The sequence below is a fragment of the Halobacteriovorax sp. RT-2-6 genome (genome assembly GCF_047085025.1).
Taxonomy (GTDB): Bacteria; Bdellovibrionota; Bacteriovoracia; order Bacteriovoracales; family Bacteriovoracaceae; genus Halobacteriovorax_A.
In genome coordinates this window covers 31,306-44,534 of the sequence record NZ_JBKIYH010000001.1, presented here as the reverse complement: position 1 = coordinate 44,534, position 13,229 = coordinate 31,306, and the positions used below count along the sequence as shown (strand labels likewise).

The 13,229-nt window shown below is 38.5% G+C and carries 8 protein-coding genes; 2 read left to right on the top strand and 6 right to left on the bottom strand.

Annotation, left to right across the window (positions count from 1 at the left end; genetic code table 11):
- Positions 1 to 364: 364 nt before the first annotated feature.
- On the top strand, positions 365 to 1,204 hold the full coding sequence (locus ACMAYS_RS00205; protein ID WP_103216990.1) for a hypothetical protein: 840 nt from the start codon (positions 365 to 367) through the stop codon (positions 1,202 to 1,204).
- A 36-nt stretch (positions 1,205 to 1,240) separates the two neighbouring features.
- A complete protein-coding gene (locus ACMAYS_RS00200) occupies positions 1,241 to 6,700 on the top strand; it encodes a zinc-dependent metalloprotease (RefSeq protein WP_412462506.1) in 5,460 nt (1,819 codons plus the stop codon).
- Between the two features lie 362 nt (positions 6,701 to 7,062).
- Here ACMAYS_RS00200 and ACMAYS_RS00195 read toward each other — a convergent pair whose 3' ends face one another.
- The 6 genes from ACMAYS_RS00195 to infB form a co-directional block, all read right to left on the bottom strand.
- Complete coding sequence (locus ACMAYS_RS00195) at positions 7,063 to 7,587, bottom strand: GNAT family N-acetyltransferase (RefSeq protein ID WP_412462505.1); 525 nt, start codon at positions 7,585 to 7,587, stop codon at positions 7,063 to 7,065.
- Positions 7,588 to 7,606: 19 nt separating this feature from the next.
- Positions 7,607 to 8,107 (bottom strand): hypothetical protein, encoded by a 501-nt coding sequence (locus ACMAYS_RS00190; protein ID WP_392992230.1) that lies wholly within the window; start codon positions 8,105 to 8,107, stop codon positions 7,607 to 7,609.
- Positions 8,108 to 8,185: 78 nt separating this feature from the next.
- Positions 8,186 to 9,025 carry a ferredoxin gene (locus ACMAYS_RS00185; protein ID WP_199177516.1) on the bottom strand — a complete coding sequence of 280 codons (840 nt, stop codon included), beginning with the start codon at positions 9,023 to 9,025 and terminating at the stop codon, positions 8,186 to 8,188.
- Between the two features lie 53 nt (positions 9,026 to 9,078).
- Positions 9,079 to 10,047, bottom strand: a complete 969-nt coding sequence (gene truB / locus ACMAYS_RS00180) for a tRNA pseudouridine(55) synthase TruB (protein ID WP_412462504.1) — start codon at positions 10,045 to 10,047, stop codon at positions 9,079 to 9,081.
- Positions 10,047 to 10,403, bottom strand: a complete 357-nt coding sequence (rbfA, locus tag ACMAYS_RS00175; RefSeq protein WP_103216985.1) for a 30S ribosome-binding factor RbfA — start codon at positions 10,401 to 10,403, stop codon at positions 10,047 to 10,049. Before rbfA ends, truB begins: the two co-directional genes overlap by 1 nt.
- 16 nt (positions 10,404 to 10,419) lie before the next feature.
- Positions 10,420 to 13,194 (bottom strand): translation initiation factor IF-2, encoded by a 2,775-nt coding sequence (infB, locus tag ACMAYS_RS00170; protein ID WP_103216984.1) that lies wholly within the window; start codon positions 13,192 to 13,194, stop codon positions 10,420 to 10,422.
- Between the last annotated feature and the right edge of the window lie 35 nt (positions 13,195 to 13,229).

Here is a 13,229-nt window from a genome sequence, read left to right as displayed (position 1 = left end):
ATTAACTTATCTTCGATAGCGCTAAATCCGTTAATAAGGCATATTCAAAATGAGAGTGCTGCGTTGCGGCGCCCATGTTTATATTTTGGTATAAATATCATTTAGGCCCCAATATCCCTCATAATCCCTCTCTCTTTTGGGCCTAGGTGTAATCGGAGGCCGTCCCACGGCCTCCCTTTATACTTCCCTCAAAAATCGTCAACTCCCTAAACAACCCTGTAGATTTTCCAAAGTCAGCGTCTTCGTACCCCTATTGTTATATATTTACTTCAAATGCGAACTCGTCCGAAGATGAACAAATGGCATACCATTTGCATCAAGTATTGAACGAATTTCATTTTCAGGAACGAAAAAAGGAGACAGAGTGACACCATTTAAGTGTATCTCATTAATTTTACTTGCGCTTACAACAACATCTGTTGTTGCCCAAAGTAGCACTAGTAATATCCAGGGTGTCAAAAAAGCACCAGGTGCGACTAGAAATTGGTCAGCTAGAGTTGATACGACAGTTTCAAGAGATTTATTAAAGACATCTGAGGCAGGCCACTATAGTGGAATGTATAACTCATTTCGTTTCAATATTATTACAGATAAAGGTAGTTTCGCCGCTAAAACAACAGTATCAAAAGACTTTGTTGATGAGCGAAAAAGTAGAATCAGCGATACGTCAGTATCCTTTACTAGAAAGGCTTCTCAGCCATTTGATGGTGTTGTTTCATTTGGTACGGCATCGTTAAAACTTCCAACAAGTAAGGTTTCTAGAAAATATTCTAAGCTTCAAGCAGGAATTAGCTTAAGTGAAGGCCTATCAATAGCCGATAGTGTTATTGGGATTAAGGACCTATCTGCATTAGTTATTCTTGGTGCATCCAAGAACTTCCATGAGTATGAAACAACAATGACTGGAAGCTCAAATACTTCATATAGTCTTTCATCAGTTGCATATCTGACATACAGCGTGTCGGATGCGCTATACCTATCACTTGGAGGAACGTATATGAAGGGTTGGACATACCAGAATAATACAAAAGATGCTTATTCGTTCTCACAGGCTATTGGCTATAGCTTTGGCCCTAAATACAACCTAGAGGTAGGTCATGAATTTGGAGGAACTCCCCTATCACCTGATGGGAAGAAGGTTGAGATCGACCTATTTGATGAAAGAGATTCATCAGTTTATGCATCACTAACAATAAAAATATAGAACACACATAACGAAGACAAAGAGAAAGAAGAACAAATGACAAAAAGAACAAAGGTAGAAGAAAAAATGAAAATCAAAAATGAAAACAAGTTTGGAATGCTCAGAGGCCTTACACATGCTTTCGCATTGGCAGCGATCCTTTCAAGTTGTGCAAAGACTCTTCCGGACAAAGAGCCTGATTTTGCACAAGAAAGTTACCGTACTAAGAACTCTGTTACTTCAGCTAAGCTAGTTATTGAATCAAAAGCAGTTGCGACTCAAGAAGAGCTTTCTAAAAACAGAATTTCAACAGACCTAATCGACACAAGTGTTGGAAGTGAAGCAAAGACTCTTTACTCAACTCAAATCGTTAGTTCTAATGATAAGACTTATAATGTTCTTGTAAAAGATCTTCTTATTTTCGCAGAAAAAGAAGGTCAGAAGTTTGAGATTACATTTGATCTTACGACAAACTACCTAGTAGCGTATATCGCTCCAGTAAATGCTAGTGCACAAACTCTTAGCGCTTCTAATAAAATCATTCGCGATGTTCTTCCAGTTAAAGCTTCAAAGCTTGATCGTATTCCATTATTTCAATACGGTGTTGATTTCTACCAAAGAGAAAATGTAAAGAATGATCTTGATGAGAAAACAAGACATATCAGATATGTTGAGAAGGACCGTTCGGAATCAACTCACTATAAAGTTGACTACCTAATCGAAAACAGAACTTACACAGGTGTTTTCGGAATGGATCAAAAAGAAATCGCGACAATCTACCGTCGTGATAAAGTTGAAAATAACCTATTCACAGTAGGACAACTTGAAGACCGAATCCTTAATAACGAAAATGCTTTCACAACGTCAAAGCATGATGGTCATATTTTTGAAAACAAGGATCTAATCAAGGTTATTCTTGATGACAATGAAAGCAAAGCTTACTTTGCTCGTGTTATCAAGAAAGAAGACCTAACTGATAACGAAGAAAAATTAGTTCGTGCAGAAAGATTTAACCTACTATTTTCTAGATGTGACGCTGATACAGCAAAGAGAGCTAGAATCGCTCTTGATAACTGTTTCCTACGTTCAGAAATTTCTGAAAAAATTAAGTACGTTAAATTCAAGTACGATATCGATGATAATGATGAGATCCTAGCTGAGACGAAAATCTCTTCTAGTACAGTTGCAGAAGATGCAAAATTCATTCAACTAGAAAAAGACTCTCAACCAGAAGAGATTTACCCAACTGAGATCAGAGAAGAGCTATCGACAGCTTGGCTAAAACTTGAAAAATTTAAGAATCAAGAATTCACTTTTAGAAGAGTATTAGAAGACTCTCCAAATATCTTTAACTACAGTTTTGCAGGTTCTAAAGCGACTTTCCACGTTGAAATCGTTAAGTTCCACTTTGAGCCAGATCGTGTTCTAGTAAAAAGATCAAGACCACTACTTGATAAGACAGGATCAACTGATCTTGACACTGAACCATTACTAGCTTTTGAAGCAGAATACTTCCGTGAAAGTAAGAATGACAAAGGTGGAATCGTTTACGTTCCAGCTAGTCACAATGATGAAAGAGCAATTGCAGTAGTTAATCTTGGAAACGATCAAATTGGTGATGTTCTTACGTCACTAGACCCTTACCTAATGAGCGTATGTGGTGGAGGTAAGGCCCATGGTCTTACAGAAGTAAGTGACATCGTACAAGTAGTTGACGGAAGAGATGAATTCCTTAACTTCTCTACTCAATCAACTTATAAGAAAGGAAACTTCTTTAACTGTGCTGACTTCGGTGGAGATTACTGGGGACAACAGAATGAAACGATGACTTTCAAAGAAAGAACTACTTTCATGAAGTATAATCAAGAGTTCGAAGAACCAGAGCAAAACCTTTCTTACGAAGTACAAAAGAAGTTTAACTTTGGTCTATTCACTGGTTCTAAGCTAGTACCAAAAGGATACACTGAGCAAACTCGTGACTTTGATACAACAGTAGACCTACCAATGGTATTTGATATCAGAAATGGTAAAAATATCGAGTACGTACTTACAGGTATTCCATCAAATAAATATGATAAAGATGGGAAGCTAATTAGAAAACTGACTCAAACAGAACTTGATTTAAGAAATAAGATTATCGTTTCTTCTCAAAAAGTTGTTGATGATATCAACCTAGGCTTCAAGCGTGCTTTCAAAGGTACACAATATGAAGGACGTGGTGATATTATCACTCTAAAAATAGAAAAAGATGATTCAATTCCAGCAGGAACGAAGAATCTTTCTCTTACTCACAATCTTGATGGTGAGTCACGTTCAGTAAATATCGAGGTAGTAGAAAAAACTCACCTTGGTGATCTACAACGTAACCACATCTACTGGGTAGAAAAAGCAACTTCAAGTTCAATCATTGGACTTGGTGGACCGTCATTTAACCCAAGAAATGGTGTTGTTGAATCAGCTTCTGTTTACCTATACGGTGGTAACATGAAGTCTTCAATTAACTGGATGGTTGATAAGGCCATCGCAGAGAAGAACTTTGTTAAGAATATTACTCCAACTAAAGAGCTTAAAAACCTTGCTGATGAGCTTAATAAGAAAGCTATTGAAGATGCTCTAGCTGAGCACAAGGCAAAGACTCAAGCGGCAGGACAAAATACACAAGTTGCTGACTCTGATGAAGTTGAAGTTGAAATTGAAGGTGAAACAGTATCTCAAAGCACAAAGAAAGCTGAGATGAAATCTCACCGTCATGGTGTTGCTCATACTAACTTAAAGAGCAGCCTACTTAACACAATTAAGCGTCCAAATATCGCTTCACAGATGGGGAAAATCAAAGATGCTCACCGTCTAATGAAGAACGACTTTAGAGCTAGCTCATTTGATAAAGATGAAGTTCTTTCTAACTTCACAAGAGCTAACCAAAAAGAAGCAAAAGCAGTACATGCTGCTTGGCAAGCAATTGCTAATAAAGATGATGTTGCACTACAAGCTGCGATTCATGGTGACAACTCAATTGAGGCCCTTCAAGCGAAGATCAAGCACTCAATGGAGTACGATGCAAAAGGTAATAAAAACCCAATTTGTAACCACGAAACAGCTGAGTTTGCTCTAAGTAATCTTGCTAAGAACTACGATGTTCTAAAGATGGCACAAACAGACGAAGGTAAGAACGATATCCTAATTGATATTTGGATGCCGACTCTTGCTCACGAAATTGGACACAACCTTGGTCTACGTCACAACTTCGTTGGATCATTTGATAAGAAGAACTGGGTATTCCCAGGAGAAAAAGAAACTAAGAGAACTTCATCTTCTGTTATGGATTATACAATTGATGACCACGCTACTTACGATGGTCTAGCTCCATACGATGTATACGCACTACGTGCAGCTTATACAGGGATGGTTGAACTTGAAGGTTACACAAACTCAAGAAAGAAATCTGTAGAGATCAACGGTGTTGACGTTAAGGTATCTTCTGTAGAGTCTGAATTCGAACCAGGTCTATACTATCACCTAGTAAGAATTAAAGATGTTGTTGATGCACTAGTTGGAGAAAATGGAAACCCATCAAATATCTCTAAGCATAGACTTATGGCGGAAGCTGGTCTTAAGAGAATTAGATTCTGTTCAGATGAGGACGCTGGAAACTCTCCTCAGTGTAACAGACACGACTTTGGTTCATCTTTTGAAGAAATCGTAGATTACCAAATTGCAGACTACCGTCAGATGTATGAGTATATCTACTTCCCAGGTAAGCGTAAGGAATTCTACGGTGGAGCAGCATTTGGTTGGCTAATGGACAAGTTCTACAAGCTAAGAATGATGAATGAAGAGGTATTCTACCACCTAATTTATACTCCAGAGTTGTACTCTCAAGCAGATCAAGCAACTCATGATGCAACAACTAACGACCTAGTTAATGGTGTAATTAAATCACTATTCTTCCTACAGTCGGTAGTTGCAACTCCAGATATCACTCCAGGTGCTGGACTTGATACTGAAGCACAAAGAAACAAGAGATTTGTTTCGACTCTTGTACCATCTCAAACTGAAGTAACAGCTGAAGATGGAACAGTTCTACAAGTAGCAACGCAAAAACCAATGGTTGTTGAAACTAAGTGGAATGAGGCAATCTCACTAGATAGTGATTCATACAGAGCTAAAAACCGTGGTGTTGAATATGATAAGGCTGCAGCTCTTGTAGCACTTACAGAGTCAGAGTCGTACTCTTATAAGTACCGTTCAAACTCTTTAAGAATTCCATACCAGTTACTAGAGCAGTACCTATTTGGAATTGATATTAAAGATTCAATTGTACAATCAACAATTGGAGAAGTTCTTTCTGGTCAAGTTACACCACTAGTATATGACCCAGAAACTGGACGTAATATCCCACTAACTAACGGAGCTTTTAAAGTTGAAGTTGGTGAAGTTGAAACTAACTATGCTGCTATCGGTGGTCTAGTTTACGGTAACATTGATACTTTTGAACAAACTGCTAACCCTGCTCGTGCATTTTGGGTAAACCACATTTCTCAAAACGACCTACTTACTGAGACTTTTGAGCACGAAGGGCAAACTTACCAAATCCCAGAGGATTATGTAGCAGAGAAAACTGATATCAGAAAAGCATATGTACCTTACGCACAAGATTCATATGTAGCTGGTAACGTTATTAAGAAAGCGAGTATGATGCAGTTAATCTCTCACGATGAGCGTTGGTCAACATTCTTTAAAGAATGGGAGCAGGCACAAATCGCAGGACTTCAACTTGCTCAAACTCCAGCGGCACAAGGTGCAACTGAAGATACAATGAAAGCTCAAAAGACAGAGCTTGATATGGCAGCAGCTCTTGGTGATGCAACAGCAATTAAATCAGAGATGGAGAAATACTTCGCTCAGATCAACGCTCTTCTTGCTTCACAAAATCAAAAAGAGATGATTGCAGGATTCCTTGCTCAAAGAGCACTTGTAAAACAAGCTGGTTCATACTTTGTATCAGCACAATTTACAACAATGATGAATGAGATTGGTCTTGAAGGTGTGTCACTTGAATACATTAACCAAGTACTTAGCCAGGCAATCGCTCCAATCGCTTTTGAAGCTGAAGCATGTCGTCTTTCTGAGCAATACTGTTCAACAGTTGATATGATTCAAATGGCAAAGACTGGAAACAAGGATACTTACTTAGACAATAAGATCACTAACCTTCTGAACAACTTTTCAATGCCTTCTGTGAACGAGCAAGGTCAAGTTGAGCTATTCGCACCAGTTATTACAAAGATCATCCAAGGTCTAAATAATAACGAGCAAATCAAGTTAGGAGATGTTTTCTTAAGAGATATCCAAGAAAACAGCTTCGCTCAGATTCAGCAAATGGATCAGCTTGTTGGTGAAGCGATGACGAAAATGAAAGTTACTAAAGATGTAGATAGCTTCTACGGAGATATGAAGAGAAACGTAAAACTTCTTGGATTATACTTCAGACTAATTAATCCGATGGAAGGAAAATAATCCGAACCATCTACCGATAAATTGTTCTTAAATTTGAAACCCGCCCTGTCCAGGCGGGTTTCTTTTTTTGGAGGCGTCATTTGCCACGATGGCAAAATGATGCCGAACAACCCAGAGGCGACCACAAAGGAAGCCTTCGGGTAACCAACTTCAAAAACCACACTACTTACTCATTGAATTAAAGAATGTTATAATTTAAAAACACGATGGCAAAATGATGCCGAACAACCCAGAGGCGACCATGGCCTGCTTCGGCTCCTGCCTCTCGCAGGCATACAATTCTTCCTGAACATAAAGGGAGCCTTCGGGTAACCAACTTCAAAGACCACACTACTACTCATTGAATTAAAGTCCCTAAAAAATTACAACTCGACCCAAAACCTCATCTTCTTAACACCATCAACCTCAATAACATTCTCAAGCTGGCCACGGTTTTTACGAATTGTCTTCTCAGATCCAATATTACCTTCATCACAAGTAACAAGAACCTTTTTAAGGCCCTTAATATTGGCCCTAACGTAGTTTAAGGACTCAGCAAGAATTTTAGTCGCATATCCTTGACGGCGGAAATTGGGGCATACTCCATAACCAATATGGCCACCAACCTTTAAAAGATGATCGTTTAATTCAAAACGAATTGATGTACGGCCTACAATTCTCCCGTCCTCGTTGAAGGCAAAAAGTAATGCGGCAGCTACGTGCTCTTTTGGAATATGAATTCCCCTTGCAAACTCCGGAGCTATCGAAACATATTTCTCAAACTCTCTATTAGCTAGAGTTTCCCAGTAATGAACAAAGTCAAAATTGTTCTCCCAGTCCTCATGGAAAGCAGCAAAGAATTCATCCTTATCCTCATGAGTTAAATATCTTAGAGTAATTCTATTCATGTATCCCCTTCGTCTTAAACTAATCCAAAGACTCTAAATACTCAGCGCATGCTAAGTAAATATCTGCTTGTAAATGGCGGTTTTCTGACTTTAGAAGTCGGCAAACCTCTTCAGTGGTAGCTGATTTTAAATTATTAGAGTTAACGAAATTTGCATCTCCAGTGAAAACGACAGCAGCTGAGATAGGATGAGAAAAATGCTCTCGCAAGGGCGTCTCGTATTTATCTTCTAAGATCCAATGCCCAAGTTTGTTAATACTTTTCATACTAATGCCAAGTTCAAGACCTAGCATTCGCTCTAAACCAAAAATAACGCTTTCCCCTTCTCTTAATTCTCCTCCAGGATAGTCAAGCTTACCACTGTCTTTAACAAGGTATAGCCACTTGTCACCGGCCCTTGGAACAAAGAAAACATTGGTTATAAGGGATTCGTTAATTGGTTCTCCAGTTAAGAAAAAACGGCGTTTAAAATGCTCGTTATCAACAGGAGATAAGAGTGTTGAATATTTATCTACTTCCATTTAATAATTATAACAGAAAATAGAAACAACAAGGCCCTCTTTCGAGGGCCTTATTTATATCAAAATTTAAAATCTGAATTATGCTTTATTGAATTTGATAACTTCAGTTGGACAAGCTTCAGCAGCTTCAAGAATTAAAAGTCCGTTATCAAGTGGCGCATCTGGACGAATCACACAGTTAGTATCTGTAACTTCGAATACTTCAGGGTAAATACCTTCACAAGCGTTACAAACAATACAACCTTCTTCAATCCATACCTTAGAAACAGCAAAGTTTTCTTGAGCAGGAGCTCCTGCACCAGCAGCACCAGCGAATTCACCAGCAAACTGTGGGTTTGCAGAAATTCTAAGTCCTACAGGAATATCACCTTGTGGAATGGCATCTGCAATAAATGAACGAGTTGTTTGGTGATAAAACATCTTTGGTTTTACGTAACCATATTTTTCATTAAATGTTTCAACAGTATTTTCAGCACCACGGAATGCTTCAATAAACTTGCGTCCCTTCATTGTGCGAGATTGAGTAACACCGTCTTTAGACTTAAGTTCGATTTCAACTGTTGAAGAATCAAGGTTTTCAAGCTCTAAAATATCTTTAAAAGCCGGTCCCATTTTAACTTCAATACCAAAGTCAGAATCTTGAACAGCAAAGTCACTTGAAACAGTTACTTGAGTTTTCTTACCAAATGGGTTGAATAGCCTTACCGTAACGTGGTTAAACTTAGCAGGCTGCCTAGAATTATTCCAACGGTAACCAAAAGCAAAACTTTCATCATCTGAAGATTTTAGAACTTCAAACTTCGACTTCCCAAATAGGAAGAAGAATGAACCTGAAAGAAGGCTTAAAACACCTAGTTGGACAACCATCCCTGTTACAACTAATAATGCAATGGCTAATGCAATTAAAGTAGTATTCACTTTATCTCCTTAAATTTCACTTGTAATTTCCTAGAGTATAGCACGAATTAAAATTATTCGTCTAAGGAATTACACATAGTTAAATCGATTTTATCTAACGCAGCTGGACTAAAGCCCACGCAACTCTTAAGTAGTCCACCATTAGCGACCGCGAGTCCAAGTGTTTGATTTTGCGATCTCATCCAATAGTGGCCATCGGCCACATCCATTTTTAATGTTTGGCCATTAACAAAACGTAGGCTCATGGCCTCGTCTAATTCTATTTTTTCAAATCCAATAAGTTCAGTTATCGGATTTGTATAGTTCAATAAAAAATCATTAGCACTGAAATTTTCATCATCAAAGATTGCCAAATCAATACTATTTTCTAAATCAATTCCTGCTGAATTAGTTCGTCTTAAGTCTTCCAGAGCACCTCTTGTTCCTAATTTCTTAGCAAGGTCATCAAAGAGAACTCGGATATAAGTTCCAGAAGAAACACAAACACGAAAGACGATCTTACGGCCCTGAACCTCTAATAGTTCAATTTCATGAATTGTTCGCTCAACAGGTGGCTTTTCTATAAAGACACCTTCTCGTGCCCACTCATGAAGCGCCTTGCCTTCGTGCTTAGTTGCTGAGAAAGCGGGAGGGCTTTGCATATACGGACCAATAAAAGTTTCAAGCTGACTCTTTACCTCATCGAAGCTTACGTCAGAAAACTCTAATTCTTCAATTGTACCTTCTTCAGTATCAAAATCACCTGTTGGAGAATTAACACCAAGAATTCCTGTCGCAATATACTCTTTAGAATCAATTTGAGTGTATTGATTTAATCTTGTTGCAGGTCCAATACCAATAACAAGTAGACCAGTTGCAAATGGATCAAGAGTTCCAAAATGTCCGATCTTACCAATATTTTTAGGAAGGTTTTTTTTAAAGCGCCTAATAACATCAAAGGAAGTTATCCCTTTTGGTTTATCAACTTTAAAAAAGAAAGGCCCAAAGATTGGGCCCTTAAATTTCTTATTTCTTGAAGCCATTAGAAAGACTTTCCTTTATCTTTTTCAGATTGCAGTAGTTTTTCAATTTCCTGCTCATCTTCAAATTGCGAGTCATACTCAGCAGTTAATGAAGGTGTGTGTCTTACTTGTAAAGTCTTAGCAAGGTGACTTCTAATTTTACCTAGAGAAGTATCCATCGCCTTAGCAATATCACCTCTTCTAGAAGGATCGAATGTATCCCAATATAACTTTGCCGTAGAAAAGTCTGGGCTTATCTCAACCTTAGTAATCGAACAAAATGTGAACGCAGAGTTATCTAGTCCACGACGAAGTAATTGATTTACTTCATTTTTAATTTGTTCTTCATATTGAAGTTTTTTCTTATTGCCACTCATGACATCTCCAACCGAATTAAAGAATTGGTGAGTCTGCTGTTAAAACATCCTCAAGCTTACGTTTCTTTTCTTTCAGTTTATATGCTTCGAATAGGTCGCCAACTTTTACATCGTTGTAATTTTCTAGGCCAACACCACATTCGTAACCATTTTTAACTTCTTTAACATCATCTTTAAATCTCTTAAGAGAAGACATCTTACCATCAAACATGATCTTACCTTCTCTAAGAAGACGTACGTTACAACCAACTTGGATAGCACCATCAACAACAATTGAACCAGCAATTGTTCCAACTTTAGGAACAGAGAATGTATCACGTACTTCCGCGCGCCCGATGTACTCTTCAGTAAACTCAGGATCGAGAAGACCTTCAACAGCTAGTTTCACATCATTGATTAGTTCATAGATGATTGAGTAAGTCTTAACATCAATTCCATACTGCTCAGAAAGCTTACGTGCAGAAGTTGATGGTCTCATATTAAATCCAAGAACAAAGGCACCCGAAGTATTTGCCAGTTCAATGTCTGAGTCACTAATTTGACCGACACCACCGCGAATAACTTTAACTTCAACCTCTGGATTTGAAATTGTTTCAATAGCAGATTTAATCGCTTCAAAAGATCCTTGAACATCTGAACGAATGATAAGGTTAAGATCTTTCTTTTGTCCCTCATCTGATACAGCAGTTGCAAAGAAGTCTTCAAGAGAAACTTTTGGCCCTTGAGTCTGAGCTGCAGTTTCAATTCTGATTCTTTCATCAATACGGTTTTGAGCAATCTTCTTTGCTTCTCTTTCGTTTTTAACAACGTTTAGGCTATCTCCTGGAGATGGCGCTTCTGCAAGTCCAATAATTTGTACTGGCATCGAAGGCCCAACTTTATTATGTTGAACACCTTTATGGTCAGTTAAACTTCTTGCACGTCCAAAAGTTTCTCCAACAACAATTGAGTCACCTTTTTTAAGTGTCCCTGTTTGAACAAGAACAGTTGCAACAGGACCACGTCCGTGCTCAATTCTTGATTCAATAACAACACCTTCAGCTGGCCCTTTAGGTTCAGCTCTAAGCTCCATGATTTCAGCTTGAAGTGCAATTGCTTCAAGAAGTTCATCAACTCCATCACCTTTAAGTGCAGAAATATGACAGAATTGAGTTTCCCCACCCCATTCCTCAGGAGTGATATTAAATTCTGTTAGAGCTTGTTTAATACGATCTGGGTTAGCACCTTCACGGTCCATTTTGTTAACCGCTACAATTAAAGGCTTACCTGCAGATTGAATGTATTTAATTGACTCTACAGTCTGAGGCATAACACCATCATCAGCAGCAACAATTAAAATAACAATATCTGTAATATCAGCACCACGCTGTCTCATAGCACCAAAGGCCGCGTGACCTGGAGTATCTAGGAAAGTAAGCTTAGAGTCTTTAACATCTACCGAGTAAGCTCCAATGTGCTGAGTGATCCCACCAGCTTCGCCAGCAGCAATCGATTCATTTCTAATATAATCTAGTAGAGTTGTTTTACCGTGGTCAACGTGACCCATAATTGTAATAACAGGAGCTCGAAGTGGAAGCTTATTTAGTTGCTCTTCAGAAAGAGATTCTTTCCCAAGTGCCGCATCCTCATCAAAAGTCTGATCCTCTACTCTATAATCGTAAAGAGACGCAATTTGTCCCGCTAATTTAAGACCAATATAGTCACCATTTCTAACAAGTAGATTTAGGTCAAGACACTTATCGATCATATCTTTAAGCTTAATAGATAGCTTCTTCGCTAATTGCTCAGCGTAAGCACCACCGTGAAGCTTAATAATTCTCTTTGCTTCTTTTACTTCTGTAATCTCAGTTGATTTCGAAGGTCCTGAGTACTGACGCTTTCTCTTAACTTGAGTATACATTGGGCGTCCAGTACCTTGAAGTGAAGAGTAAGACTTAAGCTCTGAAGTTGCACGTTCTTCGTTAAGGGCTTGTGAACGGTTAACCGTCTTCTTAGCACTTAACATAGAAGCAAGACCACTTAGACGATTTTTATCCTTCTTAGCTGTACGATCTTCATCACCTTCAACAACACCTGCTTTAGTGTTGATATCATCTTGAACCTCTTCGTCCTTAGTAGCAGCTTTCTTTGCCTTGCGAGCAGCAGCTTTCTCTTTATCTTCTTTAGTTGGAGCTGAAACAATTCTTAGACCAAATGGCTTTCCATCTAGAGTCGTCGATTCTTTCTTCTCTTCTTTTTCTTCAGAAGCTTTTTTCTCTTCAGTCTTAGCCTCGACAGCAACTTCTTCTTTTGCTTCCTTAGCTTCAACTTCTTTTTCTTCCTCTACTTCAGGAGCGTGAGCTTCTTCAGCAACAGGAGTACTTACAGTCTCTTCTGCATTTACTTCAATATCTTCAGAAGATTCAACAATAGCTTCAGTGTTTTCATCATCAGAAGTTGCCTCCGAAGATTTTGATGAAGCTTTACGACGTACAACAGTCTTCTTCTTACGAGTAACTGTCTTCTTAGCAGGTTTATCTTCCTCACTATCATCGTCAGCTTGTGCCGCAGACTTCTTTCTTACAGTCGCCTTTTTTGCAGCTTTCTTTTTGACCGTTTTCTTCTTTGTCGCCTTCTCAGCAGGTGCATCTCCAGCACTTCCTCCAGTAAGTGATTCCCACTTAGTAATATCTTCATCAGATAATACCGACATGTGGTTTCTTACTGAGAATCCGTGTGACTTCAGCTCTTCTACGAGGTCTAATGGCTTCTTTCCGAGTTCATTGGCCAATTCAAATATTTTCTTAGGCATTTTATCTCCGTAGTATGACTACACTTTTCTATTTT

Bases quoted from the DNA above. Each gene is read 5' to 3' on its own strand.
- ACMAYS_RS00200 (WP_412462506.1), top strand. From the start codon at position 1,241: ATGACAAAAAGAACAAAGGTAGAAGAAAAAATGAAAATCAAAAATGAA.
- ACMAYS_RS00195 (WP_412462505.1), bottom strand. From the start codon at position 7,587: ATGAATAGAATTACTCTAAGATATTTAACTCATGAGGATAAGGATGAA.
- ACMAYS_RS00190 (WP_392992230.1), bottom strand. From the start codon at position 8,107: ATGGAAGTAGATAAATATTCAACACTCTTATCTCCTGTTGATAACGAG.
- truB (WP_412462504.1), bottom strand. From the start codon at position 10,047: ATGGCTTCAAGAAATAAGAAATTTAAGGGCCCAATCTTTGGGCCTTTC.
- rbfA (WP_103216985.1), bottom strand. From the start codon at position 10,403: ATGAGTGGCAATAAGAAAAAACTTCAATATGAAGAACAAATTAAAAAT.
- infB (WP_103216984.1), bottom strand. From the start codon at position 13,194: ATGCCTAAGAAAATATTTGAATTGGCCAATGAACTCGGAAAGAAGCCA.